Origin of the sequence: uncultured Psychroserpens sp., assembly GCF_947494225.1 — a bacterium.
Classification (GTDB): Bacteria; Bacteroidota; Bacteroidia; order Flavobacteriales; family Flavobacteriaceae; genus Psychroserpens.
On sequence record NZ_CANLUG010000002.1, the window covers coordinates 109,000 to 130,125 of the forward strand.

Below are 21,126 nucleotides of genomic sequence, written 5' to 3' on the forward strand. Positions count from 1 at the left end.
GAACTCAAATTATATATTTGAGTCACTTCGACTAGAGAAGTATTAAAAATAAATATTATGGCAAAAGAAGTAAAAAGTGTCAATTATGGATTAGAGAAAATCTTTGAAGATGCTAAAGATTTTTTACCACTTTTAGGAACAGATTATGTAGAGTTTTACGTAGGAAACGCTAAGCAATCGGCTCATTTTTATAAAACCGCCTTTGGGTTTCAATCTTATGCATACAAAGGTTTAGAGACAGGATCAACAGATTCTGTTAGTTACGTTTTGAAGCAAGATAAGATAAGGTTGGTGTTAACAACACCTTTAAATAGTAAATCACCAATTAATGATCATATTGTTAAACATGGTGATGGCGTTAAAGTAGTAGCGCTTTGGGTTGATGACGCAAGAAAATCTTATGAAGAAACGACAAAAAGAGGTGCCAAATCTTATATGGAGCCTGTGGTAGAAACCGATGAGTTTGGTGAAGTTGTGAGAGCAGGAATTTACACTTATGGTGAAACCGTTCATATGTTTGTAGAACGAAAAAATTATAACGGAACATTCATGCCTGGATTCCAAAAATGGGAGTCAGATTATAATCCAGAATCAGTTGGATTAAAATATATAGATCACATGGTTGGTAATGTTGGTTGGGGACAAATGAACACATGGGTTAAATGGTATGAAGATGTTATGGGGTTTGTTAATTTCTTGTCGTTTGATGACAAGCAAATCCACACCGAGTATTCTGCGTTAATGAGCAAAGTAATGAGTAATGGAAATGGGCGCATTAAATTTCCAATAAATGAGCCTGCAAAGGCAGCTAAGAAATCTCAAATTGAGGAATATTTAGACTTTTATGAAGGTTCTGGTGTACAACATATTGCTGTAGCAACCGATGATATTATAAAAACCGTTGCTCAACTTAAGGCAAGAGGTGTAGAATTCTTACCACCACCACCTCAATCTTATTATGATATGATTCCAGAACGATTAGGAGTACATATGGATATGATGAAAGAAGATATTAAAGAGTTGCAAAGATTGTCAATTCTTGTAGATGCTGATGAAGAAGGGTATCTACTGCAAATTTTCACAAAACCAGTTGAAGATAGGCCTACACTGTTCTTTGAAATTATTCAAAGAATGGGAGCACAAGGTTTTGGAGCAGGGAATTTTAAAGCGTTGTTCGAGTCTATTGAGCGAGAACAAGCCAAAAGAGGAACCTTATAAATGATAATGTTTTAAACGCTGTCCTTTTTTGGATGGCGTTTCTTTTAAATCTAACAGAACTATAACACCTTTGTTTATAATGATTTCAATAAAATTTATATTTTTGGAATAGTAATTGTAATTCTTCTTAATGAACAATAAAATGTGATGCAGAAAGTTACATTTACAATACTATATATGATGAAAAACATACTACTTATAATTGGAATTCTATTTTGTTTGCAAACGTCTTCTGCCCAAAAGAAAAGTGCATTCAAAGATGGCGAATGGTTTAAATTTAGAATGAGTTATAGTGGATTTCTTAAAGCTGGAAATGCCACATTATCACTTAAAGAGACAACTTTGAATGGAAAACCCGTGTATCATGTGGTTGGAAAAGGATGGACTACAGGAGCAATTAAGTGGTTTTTTAAAGTAAAAGATAGATACGAAAGTTACTTTGATAAAGAAACAGGTGTTCCCTATAAATTTATTAGGAAAATAGATGAAGGAGGTCATACTAAAGATATTGTAATCAAATTCAATCAAGGCAAGAAAGAAGCCTTAGTAGAAAACAAAAAACATAAAACAAAGAAAAAAATTACGACTGAACAGGATGTTCAAGATATGGTATCGGCATTTTACTATCTCAGAAATAACTATGATACCGATAATATTAAAGTAGGAGAAGTTGTGTCACTAAATATGTTCTTTGATGAAGAGAATTATAACTTTAGGCTCAAGTTCTTGGGACGAGAAACTATTAAAACGAAATTTGGAAAAATAAAAACTCTAAAGTTTAGACCATATGTTATGGCTGGACGTGTTTTTAAGGAACAAGAAAGTCTAACGCTTTGGGTAAGTGCAGATGAAAATAAGATTCCTTTAAAAATCAAAGCAGATTTAGCCGTGGGGTCTTTAAGGGCAGATCTTGAAGATTATAAAGGGTTAAAACATTATTTTCCTATTCAATTTGACTAATCAACATGAATGACACTCAAAATTTTGACGAGATAATAAAACAACTTCAAGAGAAGTACACAAACATAGATCAAGATACAGATGATCACCTTTATGGCTTGCTTTATAGCAAGCCTATTACATATTGGGACTATATTCAAACTGATGCGTTACTCAATTTACAAATTCAACGAACAACGCTTCCAGATGAAATGGTCTTTATTGCATATCATCAAATAAATGAACTCATTTTTAAAATGATCTTATGGGAAATCCAACAAGTCGCAGAAAAAGAAGGCCTAACGGTCGAATTTTTTGAAAGTAAAATTATGCGTATTAGCCGTTATTTTGATATGCTCACAACGTCTTTTAATATTATGAGAGAGGGTATGGAGATAGAACAGTATATGAAGTTTAGATATACTTTAACTCCAGCGAGCGGATTTCAAAGTGCACAGTATCGTATGATTGAGTTTGCTTCAACTGAACTCATCAATCTTATTGACTATAGATTTCGAAAAACAATAGATCGTAATACACCTTTCGAGCATGCCTTTGAACATTTATATTGGCAAGCAGCAGGAAAAGATTATGCAACTGGTAAAAAATCAACGCTTTTAGTCAATTTTGAAAAGCGCTATAAAGGAGATTTTATTCGATTCATGCAAACCTACAACACGAAAAACTTATGGACGCGCTTTAAAGAACTTCCTAAAGAAGATCAGCAAGACGAAGATTTAGTAAAAGCCATGAGACATTTCGATTACACCGTTAATATCACATGGGTTATGGCGCATTATAACGCTGCAAGACATTATATTGAAAGTGGAACAGGAGATGGTGAAGCAACAGGAGGAAGCGACTGGAAAAAATACATGCATCCAAAATACCAAAAACGAATATTTTTTCCTGAACTTTGGAGCGAACAAGAATTAGAAAATTGGGGAGAAAACATATAACAAATTAGCTTAATGCAACCAAAACAATTATTAATAGCACTTTTTATTTGTATTGGTTTTTTTTCATGTAAGGACGAGGAGAAAGAACCAAATTTAGAACAATTACAAACCTATGTTGAGCCAGAACCTCTAAAAGAATTTGGTTTTATACTTGAAGATTATATCGTTAAGAGGGATACGATAAAAAAAGGGGATAGTTTTGGGGAAATATTGGAACGTAACCACATTGGTTACCCAAGAATCTTCAATATTGCAGAAAAAATCAAAGATTCATTCGATATTGGAAAATTAAAAATTGGTAAGCCGTATACACTTTTTTGCACGAAAGACACACTTCAAACTCCAGAATACTTTATTTATCAACCTAACAGTATAGACTATGTGGTTATCAAAATGGTTGATTCTGTGGTTGCATATAAAGAGAAAAAACCAATTACTATTGTTCAGAAGGAAGCCTCAGGAGTAGTGATGAATAACTTGTCTGAAACTATGGAAGCTCAAGGATTACCTTATCAATTAATTAATGATATGAGTGATATTTATGCTTGGACCATAGATTTTTTTAGACTACAAAAAGGAGATCGATTTAAAATTATTTATAATCAACGCTTCATTGAGGATACAATTTATGCAGGTATAGAAAGCATAGATGCGGCCTATTTTGAGCATAAAAGTGAGCCGTTTTACGCTTTCAATTTTCAGGTAGATAGCACCAAACAAATTTCAGATTACTTTGATGAAAATACAAAGAGTTTAAGACGTACATTTTTAAAAGCACCTGTTCAGTTCAGTCGAATTTCTTCGCGTTATAATCTTAATCGTCGTATCAAATATTATGGCTATAAACTAAGGCCTCACAGAGGAACAGATTTTGCAGCACCAATTGGAACGCCAATCTTAGCAACAGCCAATGGAACTGTTACAGAATCTACAAGACGAGGTGGGAATGGGAAATTTGTGAAAATAAAACACAATGGGACTTATAGCACTCAATACTTGCATATGAAAGCTCAAAATGTAAAAAAGGGTGATTTTGTAAAACAAGGAGATGTGATTGGATGGGTAGGAATGACAGGAAATACAGGAGGACCACATGTGTGTTATCGTTTTTGGAAAAATGGTAAACAAGTTGATCCATTTAGAGAAAAATTACCAGCAGCCGAATCTATTCCAGATTTACTTAAATCAAACTATACAGAGTTTATTAAACCTTTAAAATCTCAACTTGATAATATTCAATTTGAAGATAACAAAATACATTTACCAACAGAAGAAGATGTATTAACGTCCAAAATACAATAATGGCATTACAAACAGTCAACCCAACCACCACCAAAGCCTGGAGTAAATTACTAGCGCATTTTAAAACCATAGAGCATACGCATTTAAGAACATTGTTTGCAGACGATCTTGGCAGAGCCAGTAATATGACTGTGTCTTGGGAAGACTTTTATGTAGATTATTCTAAACAACGGATTTCAAAAGAAACAGTAGAGCTATTATTAGAACTGGCAGAGGAAGTAGGTTTAAAGGATGCCATAGATAAGTATTTTGGAGGAGATGTTATTAATCAAACTGAAGGCAGGGAAGTGTTGCATACTGCGTTAAGAGCATCTGAAAATGATGAGGTTGTAGTAAATGGAACTAATGTAATGCCTGAGATATTTCAGGTCAAAAACAAAATAAAAGATTTTTCTAATCGCGTTATTAATGGTGAACTTAGAAGTTATACTAATAAACCTTTTACAGATATAGTCAATATTGGAATTGGAGGTTCAGACCTTGGACCTGCTATGGTTGTAGATTCATTGAGCTTTTACAAAAATCACCTCAAAACACATTTTGTCAGTAATGTTGATGGTGATCATGTCAATGAGGTTATAAAAAATTTAGATCCAGAAACAACATTATTCGTTATTGTCTCTAAAACATTTACAACTCAAGAAACGTTGTCTAATGCCAACACCATTAGAAAGTGGTTTTTAGAGCAAGCCCCTCAAGATGCTGTATCAAAACATTTTGTAGCTGTTTCCACAAATATTGAAAAAGTAAAAGCTTTTGGTATTGATGAAAACAATATTTTCCCTATGTGGAACTGGGTTGGTGGACGCTTTTCACTATGGAGTGCTGTTGGACTTTCTATTAGTTTGGCCGTTGGGTTTAAGTATTTTGATGAGTTGCTTTTAGGAGCTCATAACATGGACATACATTTTAAGACTGAAGATTTCGAAAAGAATATCCCAGTAATTACGGCGCTTTTAAGTGTTTGGTATAATAACTTTTTTAATGCTGAAAGCGAAGCAGTAATACCATATTCTCAGTATTTAAATCAATTTGCTACCTATCTTCAGCAAGGTATTATGGAAAGTAATGGTAAAAGCGTTGATCGCAATGGCAATACTATTAATTATCAAACCGGAACCATAATTTGGGGAGAACCTGGAACCAATTCTCAACACGCATTTTTTCAGTTAATTCATCAAGGCACAAAATTAATTCCTGCCGAATTTATTGGTTTCGCAAAACCACTACATGGAAACCAAGATCATCATGACAAATTAATGTCTAATTTCTTTGCCCAAACAGAGGCGTTAATGAATGGTAAATCTGAGGGTACTGTAACTAAAGAATTACAAGATTTAGGACTTTCCAAAGAGAAAATAGAGGCATTAAAACCTTTTAAAGTTTTTGAAGGAAATAAGCCAACAACCACGATTTTAATTGAGAAATTAACGCCACAAAGTCTTGGGAAATTGATTGCCATGTATGAACATAAAATATTTGTTCAGGGAATTGTTTGGAATATTTTTAGTTATGATCAGTTTGGTGTTGAGCTTGGAAAACAGCTTGCAAATACAATTTTAGACGAACTTCAAAATGAAAATGTTATTAACAATCATGACGAATCTACCCAAAACCTCATTAAACACTACCAAAACCTAAGATGAGGTTGTTAAATACTTATTGCTTTAACAATAGGTCAATTTCAAATTTTAAGAAAATTTTAAGTATTTTTAAAGGTTAACAAATCTTAACATTTTGGTAATATAGTATCCCTTTATCAGGTGTACTTTTGCCGCAAAATTAAAACTCTAAATAATTTTAAACAATGAAAAAAATTTCAAAATGTTTATTGGTATTTGTAGTCTTATTGTGCACTACAATTGCTTTTTCACAAAGCACAATTACAGGTAAATTAGTTGGTTCTGATATGAACGAACCATTACCTGGAGCAAATATCATTGAAAAGGGAACATCAAATGGTACCAACACCGATTTTGATGGAAATTTCACCCTTAAAACTCAAGCGTCGTCTGGAGAAATAGTAATTACTTTTGTGGGTTATAACTCGCAAACAATTACTTTTTCAGGAGATATGGATCTTGGGACGATTACTCTTGTTTCGAGCGAAGTAGGCTTACAAGAAGTTCAAATTATTGCATCTGTAGCAGTAGACAGAAAAACACCTGTTGCTGTATCAACGGTAAGAGCTGCAGATATTCAATTAAAATTAGGAACACAAGAATTTCCTGAAGTATTAAAATCTACACCTGGTGTTTATGCTACTAAAGCAGGTGGTGGTTTTGGTGATGGTCGTATTAATTTACGTGGATTTAATTCTGAGAATGTTGCCGTAATGATTAATGGTGTTCCAGTAAACGACATGGAAAATGGTCGTGTATTCTGGAGTAACTGGGCTGGATTAGGAGATGTTACTAGTTCAATGCAAGTGCAAAGAGGTCTTGGAGCAGCAAGAGTTGCCGTGCCATCTGTAGGAGGAACAATCAATATCTTGACTAAAACGACAGATGCTGAAGCTGGTGGAAACATTATGACAACACTTGCTAATGATGGGTACCGAAAATTTGGAGTAACGTATTCTACAGGTTTAATGGAAAATGGTTTCGCTGTTACAGTTTCAGCCGCTAAGACTGATGGTGATGGTTATGTAAGAGGAACACCTTTTAATGCTGTTTCATATTTTGTAAACGTATCTAAAGAACTTAATGATCAACACAAATTATCTTTTACCGCTTTTGGCGCAAAACAACGTCATGGTCAAAGACAAAACAGACATTTAATTGATACATATAGATTGAGTGAAGATGGTATCAAGTATAACTCAGATTGGGGTTATAAAAATGGTCAGTTAACATCTATTGAAGATAACTTTTATCACAAACCTCAGATCTCTTTAAATCACTATTGGGATCTCAATGATAAAACAAGTATCTCAACAGCAGCCTATGCGTCCTTTGGTACTGGAGGTGGAGGTGGAACTCTAGGAAGTGATGCCGAAACACCAGGATTTGAAGGTGATGGAAGATTTAAATTCACAAGTCCAGATTACCGTATAGGTGTACTTGGTCCTTTAGATTTCGACCGCATAGTTGATGAAAATATTGCAAATGGAGCAAATGGTTCTAGTGCTGCTTTAAGAGCATCACGTAACGACCACAATTGGTACGGGATCCTATCTACATTGAAATCGGATTTATCAGATGACTTAGTGCTTTTGGCTGGATTAGACTGGAGAAGCTATACAGGAAAACACTTTAGAGAAGTTACAGATTTATTAGGTGGTCAATTCATAATTAATGAGGATAACGTTAATAACCCAACAGGTATCGCAAGAGTAGGTGATAAAGTGGCTTATAATAATGACGGAATCGTTGGGTGGTTAGGAGCATTTGCTCAGTTAGAATATGATGTAAACGAAAACTTCAACACATTCATATCATTAAACGCGTCGAACACATCTTATAAGAGAAAAGATTACTTTAACTATTTAAATAGCGATCCTCTTCAGGAAACAGATCGTTTCAACTTCTTTGGTTTTGGAGCGAAAGGTGGTGCTAACTATCGAATCGATATGAACCATAATGTATTTGTTAACATAGGGTATTTTGAAAAAGCAGCTGATTTTGATGCGGTTTTCCCTAACTTTAACAATGATGAGATTAATGAAAATGCCGAAAATCAAAAAATAACAAGTTATGAAATCGGCTATGGTTTCAGAGGCGAACGTTTTTCTGCTAATGTTAACTTATATAGAACTGCTTGGAGAGATAGAACGGAAACATTGTCTTTTCAGTTAAATGAAGATGAAACAGGGTTTGCTAACATTTTAGGTGTAAATGCAATTCACCAAGGTATTGAAATTGATTTTGTATATAAAGCAACAGATAAATTAGACATTACAGGTATGGCATCTCTTGGAGATTGGAGATGGGAAGAAGATGTTACTGGAGTTAATATTTTAAATGAAGAGCAGGAAGTAGTAGATACAGTAAACTTGTTTATTGAAGATACACCTGTAGGTGATGCTGCTCAAACAACTATGGCATTAGGTGTTAACTATAGATTTGGAGTAAAGACAAGATTATCTGTAGATTACAACTATTTCGATCGTTTGTATGCAGATTTTGATCCAAGTGATAGAGGAACACAAGGTGCTCCAGATCCATGGGAAGTACCATCGTATGGCGTATTTGATGCTGCTATTACTCATGGTTTCTCGTTTGGAGATTTCGACGCATCGTTAACAGCTAGAATGAATAATGTATTTAATACAGAATATATCGCTGATGCCTTAGATGGTGCAGATTCAAATGCTGAAACAGCTTTAGTTTATTATGGTTTTGGAAGAACATTTAGTGTTGGAGCAAAACTTAAATTTTAAAAAATAGAACAATGAAAAGAATAGTTTATGTATTAGCCTTTATAGGCGCAATTTTCACAGGATGTAATCCTGTAGAAGATATTAATGATGATCTTGCCAATCTGGGCGACCCAATAATTGGTGTTGATGAATTTACATTAACATCAGATGATTATGCAGCTCTAGTTGATCAAGGAGACGATGAAGATCCTGATTTTTACGAAACGTTTGAAGCATTTAGCGACATAGAGGACGCTAAAGTTATCTTACCTCCGTTTTTAGCAGATAGATACCCTTTTTGGGGAGACGGTTCATCAGTTACTGTTAGCTTTAACTTAATAGATGGTAACCCAGAAGATGTAAGTGCGTTCACTAATGCAGATGTATATAGTTTGGGATCTAGTGATTATCCAACAAGTAATAGTAATGCATTTTTGCCTAGTGAGAATGCTGGAAATACATTAGAAAATGTACTAGCCGATCAATTCGCCAGTCCAACAGAAGGACAAGTAGTGAGATTAGGTTATAATAGATTTACAGCAGAGCCTGAAGTTGGTTTGGCTAGCGTTTACGAAGCATCATTTCCACTTGATTTTGGTAATTTTGAACTTGTAGAAGTATTAGATGACGGATTAGAAGGTGATGATGATAATTTAGGCTGGAGAGATGAAGCTGCTTATGCTGAAGGGTCTGGTTTTTCAGGTGGTGCTAATGCCACTGAAGAATGGCTAATTTCTCCTGAATATGACTTATCTGGTAGTACAGGTTTATCATTTCAAATTACTCAAGAGATTGACTTTTTAGGAGATGAAACCTTATTTGATGTCTTAGTATCTATGGACTATACAACTGGTGGAGATCCTACGACTGCAACATGGACTGCTGTTGCTTTTGATAAAACAATGTTTGGAAGTATGACGACATCTGCTGATTTAGATTTTACTGCTTATGATGGACAAACTGTTCACGTAGCTTTAAAGTATAGCTCTACAGATTCTGATTCACCACGTTGGAGAGTTCAAGATTTTGCTATTAGAACTATCGGTTTTTCTGGCGATACCGAGTCATTATCTGCATATTACAAATATTCTGAAGGTGAATGGGATGAGGTAGATGGCGTGTACTATTTAAGTAGTGCTGATTATGATTCAATGGGTGAAGGTTCTGGTCAGCCAGGTGCATTTAATAACTTTAGTGGTTCTGTTTTACCAGAAAACTATTTACCACAGTTCTTAAGTATTAACTACCCGTTTGCTCAAGAAGGAGACGAACTATTTATAATCTATAGATTCTTTGGTGGTAGTGGTGTAGGTACTGTAACTAAAGGAAACTTATACACATTTAGTGGCGGAAACTGGTCACCTAGTATATCTTCTCTACAATTTGGTTTAGAAAATGGTATTTGGGTTCCAGATAATACAATTAGATATACCTTAACTGGTAGTGATTATACATTAGTAGCGTCAGAGTTAATAGCTGTTGAAGGTTTTGAAGCAGCGGCTGATAACTTAGATAACTTTGGTAACTTTAATAGAGCTGGAGGAAGTACTAACTGGACAGATGAGATGATAGTTACTGCATTAAATATTGTACTAGATAATTTGAATCCTTCTGCAGCAGATGGACAAAAATATATTGTTACAATAGCAACTTGGGCACCTGGAAATTCAACCGAAGATTTCTCGATGATTAAGAGTAGCGGTGAATGGGTTATTAATAACTAATTTTAGTAATATTCATAAAAATAAAAATGCCTATCAAAACTGATAGGCATTTTTTTATGTTTTAAATAGAATTTATTCTTTCCATTCTACAGACTCCATGATGCGCTTTATATCATTTTTTAAATATACTGCTGCTGGATAAATCGAATCGTAATTAGGTATGGCATGAAAGTATAAAGAGCCGCTTAAAAAATGTTTGGTACTATCGGTAACATAAAATTGTGATTGTGATGCTGCATTACCTCCAACTTCGTAAAACATTCCATATACATTTTGTTCGGGGTTTTCATAAAGAACACTTTCTATTTCATCGGCTTTAATTGTATGTTTCTGTGTTAACGTCTGTGCATCGCGAAGTAATGAATCTAAGTTGGTGGTATTAACTTGCTTATAAGTAAGGTAAATGGTGCCTTTCATGGCAGGATAATTTATATTCACACCAATAGAATTGTTAATGCCATCAAGTTTAATGTTCGAAATTTTATCGGCATTACTATTTTTTTCAAAAGTGAATGGTAAACGTACATCTACTTTTGTATATACAGGTTTTTTATAGTCCAATCTTAGCATAGCCTTTGGTTTTGGCAACGGATCATTTCCGCAGGAAAAACAAGCAATAGCAATTAATGGGATAACAAATTTTTTAATAGTCATAGAGAGGAGGCAATTTAGTCCAATATAGTAAATTTGATTTGTTTGATTCGCTTTTTGTCGATAGCTTCAATAGTAAAAACGTAATTTTTGAAATTTATTTTACTTTGACGTCTAGGGAATATGCCAGAAATTTCCAAAACAAACCCTGCAACAGTTTCGGCTTCACCTTTATGGTCTTCAAATTCTGATGTATCATCCAATTTCAGAATTCTATAAAAGTCTTTCAAGGTAGTCTTGCCTTCAAAGGAGTAGTTGCGGTCATCAATTTTAGTATATATCACGTCATCATCGTCAAACTCATCACTAATATCACCAACAATCTCTTCAATTACGTCTTCTAAGGATACCACACCAGATGTTCCGCCATATTCATCAACTACAACAGCTAAATGAACCTTTTTTTCTTGGAATTCTACCATTAAATCGTCCAGTTTTTTGTTTTCAGGAACGAAAAATGGATCACGCAAGAGTGTAGTCCAATCAAATTCTTTTCGATCTATAAATGGCAGTAAGTCTTTAATGTATAAGATTCCAATGACATTATCTATACTATCCTTATAAACAGGAATTCGAGAATACCCATTTTTGATAACCTCTGGAATGATTTCGTCATAGGTTAAATCTTCGTTGAGCGCAAAAATATCCATTCTAGGTCGCATGACTTGCTTCGTATCTGTATTTCCGAAGGAAACAATGCCTTCTAAAATCTTTTGTTCTTCATCTGTTGTGTCTCCATCAGAAGTTAGTTCTAGAGCCTGAGACAATTGATCAACACTAAGGTTTGATTTTTGCTTTCCTAATTTCTTATGAATACCCAATGTTACATTACGCATAGGTAAACTAATAGGTGAAAAAATAACATCTAAAACTTTAAGCGGTAAGGCCATGAATTTTGAAAACTTCATGCGATTTCTACTGGCATAAATCTTTGGAACAATTTCACCAAATAGTAAAATTAAAAATGTAATGATTACTACATTTAGGAAGAAAACAAGATCAACTTTAAAAAAATAAAAACTAATAGAAGCATCAACGCCTTTAAATAGAATATCGCTTAAGGAATCAAATAGTAAAACGATGCCAATGTTAATGAAGTTATTGGCTACTAAGATGGTTGCTAATAGTTTTTTTGGACGGTCTAATAGTTTAGAAACGATACTGAAATGTTTAGCGTTGTCTTCTAAACCCGAATCGATATCTGACTTTGATAATGAAAAAAGAGCGACTTCCGCACCAGAAATTAAAGCAGAGCAAAGCAATAAAATAAAAAGTAATACGAGCCCAGAAATTAAAGAAACGTTTACATTAAGCATTAAGACTATTAAACTCGCGGGTTCGGGATCCAAAGTAAATAATTTAGTTTAGGTTATTTAAAACGGAAGATCATCATTATCTTCTGTTATGGGTTTAGATACTGAATTGCTAGGTGTTTGCTCAGCCGCAGGCTGTGGATTGGCCGCTGGCGGAGTACCACCTTGATTTTCATTTTTAGTAGACAAGAAGGTAAAATCTGTACATTGTATTTCTGTTGAGTAACGATCTGCTCCTTTGTCGTCTTGCCACTTTCTGGTTTTAAGTCGTCCTTCAATATATACTTTATCACCTTTAGATAAGTACTTTTCACAAATTTCGGCGGCTTTATTGCGTACTACAATATTGTGCCATTCTGTATTAGTAACGCGCTCGTTGGTTTGCTTATTAGTATAAGTTTCATTAGTAGCTAATGGAAAACGCCCTACACAATTACCACCATCAAAATAATGCATCTTTACTTCATCTCCTAAATGCCCAATTAGCATCACTTTATTTAATGTTCCTGACATAATTATTGTTGTTTAAGACTACAAAATTAAGCATTTTAAAGTCTGATTATTAAAAGTATGAAAAATTTATGAGTTCTCTAAAATCAGAAATTGTACTGGTCTATAAAATTACTTATCAAAATTGGTGTTGGATAGGTTTCTATATCTGAAATAGAAATGCTTTTTGACGGAAATGTTTCAGGTTTGACAATCCAAAATTTGGTGTATAAATGCTGATGTGATAGTTTATGAATGATATCTGTTTCATTATATAAATAATGTTCCATAACATCGTCTATTAGAGGTGTGTTTCCCAAATTAAGAAGATGAAATTCATGGGCTTCCAAACTTCTATCTGATTCTAATAGAGGAAATTGATATAAATTTCGCCAAATTCCTTTATCCATTCTCTGTTCGAAAATCACTCTGTTATCCTGGGAGAGGATGACCAAAAAATTAAAATACTTCTTAGTGACCTTGGTTTTTTTTAATTTAACAGGTAATTGATCTATTGTTTTGTGTTGAAATGCTAGGCAACTATCTGTTAATGGGCAATTGCTGCAATTGGGGCTTTTAGGTTTGCATTGTGTGGCTCCAAATTCCATTATAGCCTGATTGTAGTCTCCTGGATGTTTGGTGTCAATTAGTGTTGTAGCGAGCTTTTTAAATGCCTTAATACCTTTAGTAGAATTAATAGGTGTGTCAATCGCGAAATATCGAGATAACACCCTATAAACATTACCATCAACAACGGCATGAGGTTCATCAAAACAAATAGAAGAGATGGCACTGGCTGTATAATCTCCTACACCTTTAAGTTTTAGAAGCGCTTCATATGTATTTGGAAATTCACCATTGAGATCATTAACAATGTATTGAGCAGAGGCATGTAAATTTCTAGCTCTAGAGTAGTAGCCTAAACCTTGCCAAAGCTTTAAAACCGCCTGTTCGCTGGCATTTGCTAAGTCGAAAACAGTAGGGAAATGGGTAACAAAAGCTTCATAATAAGGTAATCCTTGGGTAATTTGAGTTTGTTGCATAATAATTTCAGACAACCAAATGTGATAAGGATTTTTAGTTGTTCTCCATGGTAAATTTCTCTTATTGACTGAGTACCAATGCGTTAAAATTTCGGTAAAATTCATTTATATGACTAAATTTTTACAAAAATAAATCTTTACAAGGTTAAATTTTAATTAATTACGCTTGAAATATTGAAATTAAATTACCTATATTTGCATCCCTTATAATTAATAGATAACCCTAAAAATTAATAACAATGACAAAAGCTGATATAGTAGCGAAAATTTCTGATAAATTAGGAATTGAAAAAGGAGATGTTCAAGCAACAGTTGAAACATTCATGGAAGAAGTAAAATCTTCATTAGAAGGTGGAGATAATGTATATCTAAGAGGTTTTGGAAGTTTTATCGTTAAAACTAGAGCAGAAAAAACTGGACGTAACATTTCAAAAAATACAACAATCAAAATACCTGCTCACAATATACCTGCATTTAAACCTGCAAAAGTATTTGTTGAAGGTGTTAAGACTAACGTTGAAGTAAACTAAAGCATTAAAACAAATATTAATTTAAAAAAGACTTATTTATGCCAAGTGGTAAAAAAAGAAAAAGACACAAGGTAGCGACGCATAAGCGTAAAAAACGTAGACGCGCTAATCGTCACAAAAAGAAATAAATTAAGAAAAGTAGTTTTTTAACTACTTTTCTTAATTTTAAAAACAACGTTCTTTGATATAAAATTCATGAGTTTTATTACGTTTTACCTTCGTAATACATGAATTTGCTGGATTAAATATCCTGTGTCAAAATAAAGTAATATCCATCTATCTCGAAATGAATCGAGGTGGATTAAAATGAACAACATGGAAAAAGAATTGATTATAAGATCGAGTTCTGATATTGTTGATTTTGCCTTATTAAAAGATGGAAAACTTATCGAGTTACACAAAGATGAAGATGATAATAACTTCTCGGTTGGTGATATATTTATTGCCAAAATACGAAAAGCTGTTCCTGGTCTAAATGCTGCATTTGTAAATGTGGGTTATGAAAAAGATGCTTTTTTGCATTATCATGATTTAGGACCTAAATTACCTTCACTTTTAAAATTCGTTAAACGTGTAAGCACAGGTAGACATACCGATTTTTTACTGAAAAATTTTCAGTTTGAGAAAGATATTGATAAAAACGGAAGCATTGCTAATGTTTTAAAATCAAATCAATCTCTATTAGTACAAATTGTAAAAGAGCCAATTTCAACCAAAGGACCTCGTATTAGTAGCGAGTTGTCTATAGCTGGTCGTTATATAGTCTTAGTACCGTTTTCTGATCGTATTTCAATTTCTCAAAAGATTGAATCTAAAGAAGAAAAAGAGCGTTTAAAACGCTTGGTAAAGAGTATTACGCCTAAAGGTTTTGGTGTTATCATTCGTACAGTCGCAGAAGGCAAAAAAGTTGCCGAACTCGACAAAGATTTACAGAACTTGCTGAATAGATGGACAGCAATGTGTAAAAAATTAAATAAAGCACATCATCCTAGTAAGGTCTTGAGCGAAATGAACAAAGCCTCTTCTATATTAAGAGACATTTTTGATGATTCATTTTCAAGTATTACAGTAGATGACGAAGTGCTTTATGGACAAATTAAAGATTACGTGCAAGAGATTGCACCTGCTAAAGAATCCATAGTAAAGATGTATAAAAATGGCGTGCCACTCTATGAAAAGTATGGTATTGAGCGTCAAATAAAAACCTCTTTCGGTCGCACAGTGTCTATGGCAAAAGGCGCTTATTTGGTAATAGAACATACCGAAGCGATGCATGTGATTGATGTGAATAGCGGAAACAGATCTAACAAAGAAAAAAACCAAGAAGACACTGCTTTAGAAGTCAATTTAATTTCTGCTTCGGAAATTGCTCGCCAATTGCGTTTACGTGATATGGGTGGTATTATCGTAGTTGATTTTATTGATATGGGAAAGGCAGAGAATCGAAAAAAATTGTACAATCATCTTCGTGACGAAATGAAAGATGATAAGGCAAAACATAAGATTTTGCCACCTAGTAAGTTTGGTTTGATACAAATTACCAGACAACGTGTTCGCCCAGAACGCAATATTAAAACAAAAGAAGAAAATCCTAATGGTGGAGAAGGCGGAGAAATTGAAGCACCAATTGTAGTGATTCAAAAGATTACGCAAGACCTAGAAAGGCTTTTCAAAAAAGACTATAAAAAGATTACGCTAAATGCGCATCCATTTATAGCAGCCTTTTTAACCAAAGGGTTTCCATCAGTACGTTCTAAATGGTTTATAGAACACAAAAAATGGGTAAAAGTTTTACCTAGAGATGCTTACACATATCTTGAATATCATTTTTATGACAAAAATGGTAAGGAAATTAAATAATATCTAAAACCCCCTTTTCACATCATGTGGAAAGGGGGTTTTTATTTACTCAAACATTATTAAAAAATCACTGTATTATGGTTTGTTTTTCTTTTTTGTAATGGTGTCTACTTTTACTTTCATATTTATCATTAAACTACTATCAATTTTTCTCATATATTTTTCAAGTTCTTCAAGCGATTCAATGTTCAATCGGCGACCTTTAAACTGATTTGTGCGATCAAAATCAAACTCTCCCTTCAATTTTAATTGATCGATATTTAAGGCCATCAGCATTTCATCTTTCAAATAATTACCACTTAAAAAAGAATCGATACGTCTGTTTGTTGTATAAAATTTAACTTCTTTATCCATAGATTCAGCTATTTCATATAATATAGAATCTTGATGTTTAATTAGTTTGATTTCCTTTGGTGTTAAGTTAAACGAACTTTTAATCTGGCTTATCCTTTCTTTTTTCTCTTTAATACTTGAAAAAGGCTTATAAGAGGTACAGCTAATTATCAAAAAAAAGAATACGATGGTTACTAAAGATTTTGTTTTCATTAATGGTATGTTTAATTATTGGTGTTATGCCAGTAGCAGTAATTTTCATTGATTTCTGCTGTAGAATAATCATAGGTAATCACGACTGTAATTAAGTGTCTAAATCTAATAGGATAGTTACTTATGTTTAAGCCAACAAGCATTTCACCTTCAATAGAAATTTTGACACGATTTAAATCTTCATTGATTTCAACCAGAATTCCATCGCTATCATCGGGATCTTCGCTATCAAGTTGAGTCCAATCGAAAAATGTGTTATTCCCTTCTAATATAGTTCTTGCATTTATAACATTCAAATTTTCCAAAGTGTTATTGTTATTCGGAATCGCGATTTTAACCGTAGTTACTAAATCTGCTTGGGGAAAACTATTGAATTCCAGCGAATGTACATCCCTTCTAATTGAGCCATCTTGAAACGTAGAAGACATTGTGGTATAACTATTCCCATTTAAATTATCATAGTAGTCTTCGAACTCGTCAAAAGACCCAAAATTTAGTGTGTTGGTATTAATGTCATTTGAGGAGTTATGTTCAAAGCTAATACTTGGATTATTCATCAAAAAATTAATCATACTTATTGCAAAATCTAATGCCTCCTGCGATATTTCGGTCATTTGATTTGGGTTTAATCCGTCGTTTTCTATGCCATCAGGAGAGGTGTTTTTGTCTTTAGATCTATTGGCATTTAAAAAGTTGGCAATAGATGTTAGCTGCTCTTGCGATGCCTGATTTAAAAGCCAATCAGCTTCTGGTAGTGCAACATGTTCTAATTCTAAAGCCATAATGATAGAAAGTGCATTAGCACTAACTGTATTGTCTAGCCACCAAGGTTCTTCAATATTACCATTAGCACCTGCTGTACTATCATCTAAAGCTGGGATGCTAAACCCTGGATTTCCAAAGCTGGAATCATCAAAAGGTCCTCCTCCTGTGTTAGAATCTCCTACAGCAATGATTTCTACAAGGTCATTTTCAATAAATCCATCTATACCAAACCAATCACCACCAACCCAGTCTATAAGGCAACCTATACTATCAAAGGGACTTTCACAATCACCATCATTCGTTCGATTTAATGTGCTATTTACGAGGGAAGGGAGACCCTCTGCAACACGTTGACCATCTGTATATTCATAGGAATACTCAATTTGTCCATCTAAGTTGTAAATCATCATAAAACCAGAAAAAGCCCCGCTGTTTTCTGCTTGTTTATATAGCAGTATAAATAGTTTAGATTGCATCTCATTATTAACTTCTACAGAGCCCACAAAACTTTTTGCTTTACCAGCTGTAGGTAAATAAATAGGTGTGTATAAAATGTCTAGAGATTCTTGAGGTTCATCTTTGTATTTTTTTGCCTTAGATAGATCCCAATCCGAATTTAGAAGACTTTCCCCATTCCTAAGTGAGCTGGATCCTAAAGAAGAAAGGTTAATATTATCATTAAAGTAGGCTTTGGCTGTTTCAATACTTGGTATGTTGTATTGATTGCTGTTCTCTAATGCATCATCATCTTTTTGACATGATACTGTTGCTAACAATCCTACTATGAGAAGAAAGCAAACAAATTTAAAATTATGTTTCATTGTATTGTTGATTTATGTTAGTGTTCAATGTGAATAATTAATGTATAGAATATTTTCTACATAATCAAATATAGAAAATATTCTATACAATTACAATGATGTATATGATTTTTATATTTTGAAAGATGATAAAACAAAAAAAAACCTAGGCACTGCTTAGGTTTTTAAGGTGTTTGTTTTTTACAAAAAAAAATGAGATTAGTAGTTATCAAGCTCACGTTGCATGAGTTTGATCTTTAAATTGAGGTATTTTATAAGTTTAAAGGCTATTGTAAATGAAATTACGATGACGCCTACCAGTATAAAAATATTAAAAAGAGACCACACAAATATATCGGATGAAACACTACTGTTCATTGAATGTTTACTTTGTAGCAATAGGTTATATAGTGTCATGTTGGTTAGTTTAGTGCAACTAATATAGAATATAATCGACAAACCACCAATTTTTTAAATTAAAATTTTAGCATTAAGGTGCTGGGTTTGGAATTTCGGCATGTACCTCGGCAATAGCCTTTAAGATATCATCACTTAATTCTATATCGATACTATCAATGTTTTCTTCCAATTGCTTTAATGTGGTTGCTCCAATAATATTACTTGTTATAAAAGGTCTATCGGTTACAAAAGCCAATGCCATTTGAGCTAAGGTCATACCATTATCTTCTGCAATTTGAAGGTAACGTTTCGTTGCTTCAGTAGCCTTATCTCCACTATAACGCGCAAATCTAGGGAACAGCTTTAATCGTGCATCATCTGCAGCTGTACCTTTAATATACTTACCAGAGAGTACTCCAAATGCCATAGGAGAATAGGCTAGAAGCCCAATGTTTTCGCGAATAGCAATTTCTGCCATATCGCCTTCAAAAACTCTATTTAATAGAGAATAGGCATTTTGTATGGTAATCATTCTTGGTAAATCATGTAGCTTAGACTCTTCTAAATAACGCATTGTTCCCCATGCTTTTTCATTCGAAATTCCTACTTGACGCACTTTTCCGGTTTTCATAATCTCATTAAGATTATGTAAGATTTCATTAAAATTATCTGTCCAAGGATCGTTTGCATTATGGTTGTAATCTCTAACACCAAAAGTATTGGTATGTCGCTCTGGCCAATGCAACTGATACAAATCTATATAATCGGTCTTCAGGCGTTTTAAACTATTATTTACTGCATCGTTAAGCGCAGCTTTACTAAAACCGTTGGTTCTAATATGAGCGGTATAATCTCCAGGTCCGGCAATCTTGGTGGCTAAAACAACTTTGTCTCTTTGTCCGGTTTTTTCAAACCAATTGCCTATAATACGTTCTGTTTCAGCGTAGGTTTCTGCAGTTGCTGGGACAGGATATAATTCGGCAACGTCAAAGAAATTAACACCTTTATCTAGGGCTAAATCCATTTGTGCAAAGCCTTCATCTTGGGTATTTTGATTTCCCCAAGTCATCGTGCCTAAACAGATTTTGCTAACTTTTATATCGGTTTTTGGTAATGTGGTATATCTCATGATGTTGGTTTGGTGTTAAGACAAGCAAAGATAAGAAGACCTTTCAGCTTTTAAAAAACTGAAAGGTCTAAATCTATGTTAAGGTTTTAGAATTTGATGGTGTGCTTCAATATCGATTTAAATGTCGTTCAGCAATTTTGAAATCTCATCCAATTTAGGTGTTAGAATGACTTCTATACGACGATTTTTTGCTTTACCTTCAGCAGTGTCGTTGGTTGCAATTGGTGCAAATTCACCACGACCAGCAGCTGTTAGGTTTTCTGGATTGATAGACGAGTTTTCTCTTAGAATATTAACAATAGCTGTTGCACGCTTGGTTGATAAATCCCAGTTACCACTAAGTTGAGAGTTCCCTTTGTATGGAACATTATCGGTGTGTCCTTCTATTAAAATGGCAATTTCAGGATTGTCTGCTAAAACACTACCAAGTTGTTTAACGGCTTGTTTTCCTTGTGTACCAACAGCCCAACTTCCTGATTGAAAAAGGAGTTTGTTTTCCATAGATACATAAACTTTACCATTACGCTGTTCTACTGTAAGTCCTTTCCCTTCAAAGTTAGTTAAGGCTTGAGAAATAGCATTTTTCAGTTTGGTCATTGCCGCGTCTTTAGAAGCAATTACATTTTCTAATTCGGCAACACGTTGCGACCTAGATTCTAATTCTTTTTTAATCTTTTCTAATCTTGCGTTTTCAGCGGCTAAGGCTTGCTCTTTAGCTTCCAATTGTGCTAATAGTTCTCGGTTCTTTTTTGAGTTTGCTGCAATAGAGGCATTGCTGTTTTTTTCTAAAGCATCATAAGAGGTTTTTAAGTTATCGAGATTAGACTTGGTCGCGTTATAATCGGTTTGAAGTTTATTACGCTGCGCTAACGTTTTATCATAGTCTTGCTGAAGTTTTGATAAATCGTTTTGCGCCTTATTCAATGTTGTTTCTAGATCGCGATTTGAATCGGCTAATTTTCTGTTTTCTTTTTTAAGATTGGCGTATTTATCTTCTAAATCGGTATATATTTTTTTTGATACGCAGGACGTAGTTAATATTAGAGTTAGTGCTATTAATGACAATTTTTTAATCATACTATTTGGGTTATGTACTTAA

The 21,126-nt window shown here is 33.8% G+C and carries 17 protein-coding genes; 9 read left to right on the plus strand and 8 right to left on the minus strand.

All coding sequences use genetic code 11. From position 1 onward, the window contains the following. The first annotated feature begins 57 nt into the window (after positions 1–57). The 7 genes from hppD to Q0893_RS04520 all read left to right on the plus strand — a co-directional run bounded on the left by hppD (position 58) and on the right by Q0893_RS04520 (position 10,502). On the plus strand, positions 58–1,218 hold the full coding sequence (hppD, locus tag Q0893_RS04490; protein ID WP_298900777.1) for a 4-hydroxyphenylpyruvate dioxygenase: 1,161 nt from the start codon (positions 58–60) through the stop codon (positions 1,216–1,218). A gap of 180 nt (positions 1,219–1,398) precedes the next feature. After that, positions 1,399–2,178: a DUF3108 domain-containing protein gene (locus tag Q0893_RS04495; RefSeq protein WP_298901515.1), complete on the plus strand. Its 780-nt coding sequence runs from the start codon at positions 1,399–1,401 to the stop codon at positions 2,176–2,178. A 5-nt stretch (positions 2,179–2,183) separates the two neighbouring features. After that, positions 2,184–3,116 (plus strand): tryptophan 2,3-dioxygenase family protein, encoded by a 933-nt coding sequence (locus tag Q0893_RS04500; protein ID WP_298900776.1) that lies wholly within the window; start codon positions 2,184–2,186, stop codon positions 3,114–3,116. Positions 3,117–3,128: 12 nt separating this feature from the next. Further along, positions 3,129–4,418, plus strand: coding sequence for a peptidoglycan DD-metalloendopeptidase family protein (locus Q0893_RS04505; protein ID WP_299272779.1), 1,290 nt, complete (start codon positions 3,129–3,131; stop codon positions 4,416–4,418). Beyond that, positions 4,418–6,064, plus strand: coding sequence for a glucose-6-phosphate isomerase (pgi, locus tag Q0893_RS04510; protein ID WP_299272781.1), 1,647 nt, complete (start codon positions 4,418–4,420; stop codon positions 6,062–6,064). The genes Q0893_RS04505 and pgi overlap by 1 nt, the downstream gene beginning before the upstream one ends. Before the next feature lie 161 nt (positions 6,065–6,225). After that, positions 6,226–8,799 (plus strand): carboxypeptidase-like regulatory domain-containing protein, encoded by a 2,574-nt coding sequence (locus Q0893_RS04515; RefSeq protein WP_298900773.1) that lies wholly within the window; start codon positions 6,226–6,228, stop codon positions 8,797–8,799. Positions 8,800–8,810: 11 nt separating this feature from the next. Then, complete coding sequence (locus Q0893_RS04520; protein ID WP_299272784.1) at positions 8,811–10,502, plus strand: choice-of-anchor J domain-containing protein; 1,692 nt, start codon at positions 8,811–8,813, stop codon at positions 10,500–10,502. A 72-nt stretch (positions 10,503–10,574) separates the two neighbouring features. Here Q0893_RS04520 and gldD read toward each other — a convergent pair whose 3' ends face one another. The 4 genes from gldD to mutY all read right to left on the minus strand — a co-directional run bounded on the left by gldD (position 10,575) and on the right by mutY (position 14,103). Next, positions 10,575–11,156, minus strand: coding sequence for a gliding motility lipoprotein GldD (gldD, locus tag Q0893_RS04525; protein WP_298900771.1), 582 nt, complete (start codon positions 11,154–11,156; stop codon positions 10,575–10,577). 14 nt (positions 11,157–11,170) lie between these two features. After that, a complete protein-coding gene (locus Q0893_RS04530) occupies positions 11,171–12,502 on the minus strand; it encodes a gliding motility-associated protein GldE (RefSeq protein WP_298900770.1) in 1,332 nt (443 codons plus the stop codon). 24 nt (positions 12,503–12,526) lie between these two features. Beyond that, the gene (locus Q0893_RS04535) at positions 12,527–12,979 is read right to left on the minus strand and encodes a single-stranded DNA-binding protein (protein ID WP_298900769.1); all 453 of its coding nucleotides are present in this window, start codon (positions 12,977–12,979) and stop codon (positions 12,527–12,529) included. Positions 12,980–13,062: 83 nt separating this feature from the next. After that, entirely contained in the window at positions 13,063–14,103 is a 1,041-nt protein-coding gene (mutY, locus tag Q0893_RS04540; protein WP_298900768.1) for an A/G-specific adenine glycosylase, read from the minus strand. A gap of 134 nt (positions 14,104–14,237) precedes the next feature. Here mutY and Q0893_RS04545 point away from each other — a divergent pair, with 134 nt between their 5' ends. Further along, positions 14,238–14,528: an HU family DNA-binding protein gene (locus Q0893_RS04545; protein ID WP_028870804.1), complete on the plus strand. Its 291-nt coding sequence runs from the start codon at positions 14,238–14,240 to the stop codon at positions 14,526–14,528. Positions 14,529–14,843: 315 nt separating this feature from the next. Continuing rightward, a complete protein-coding gene (locus tag Q0893_RS04550) occupies positions 14,844–16,388 on the plus strand; it encodes a ribonuclease E/G (protein WP_298900766.1) in 1,545 nt (514 codons plus the stop codon). Between the two features lie 75 nt (positions 16,389–16,463). On the opposite strand, the gene Q0893_RS04555 is transcribed toward Q0893_RS04550, so the two are convergent. The 4 genes from Q0893_RS04555 to Q0893_RS04570 all read right to left on the minus strand — a co-directional run bounded on the left by Q0893_RS04555 (position 16,464) and on the right by Q0893_RS04570 (position 21,104). Continuing rightward, the gene (locus Q0893_RS04555; RefSeq protein ID WP_299272787.1) at positions 16,464–16,934 is read right to left on the minus strand and encodes a hypothetical protein; all 471 of its coding nucleotides are present in this window, start codon (positions 16,932–16,934) and stop codon (positions 16,464–16,466) included. An 11-nt stretch (positions 16,935–16,945) separates the two neighbouring features. Further along, positions 16,946–18,520, minus strand: a complete 1,575-nt coding sequence (locus tag Q0893_RS04560) for a hypothetical protein (protein WP_299272789.1) — start codon at positions 18,518–18,520, stop codon at positions 16,946–16,948. 469 nt (positions 18,521–18,989) lie between these two features. Next, a complete protein-coding gene (locus Q0893_RS04565; protein WP_298900763.1) occupies positions 18,990–20,027 on the minus strand; it encodes an aldo/keto reductase in 1,038 nt (345 codons plus the stop codon). 117 nt (positions 20,028–20,144) lie between these two features. After that, entirely contained in the window at positions 20,145–21,104 is a 960-nt protein-coding gene (locus Q0893_RS04570) for an OmpA family protein (protein WP_299272791.1), read from the minus strand. Positions 21,105–21,126: the final 22 nt, after the last annotated feature.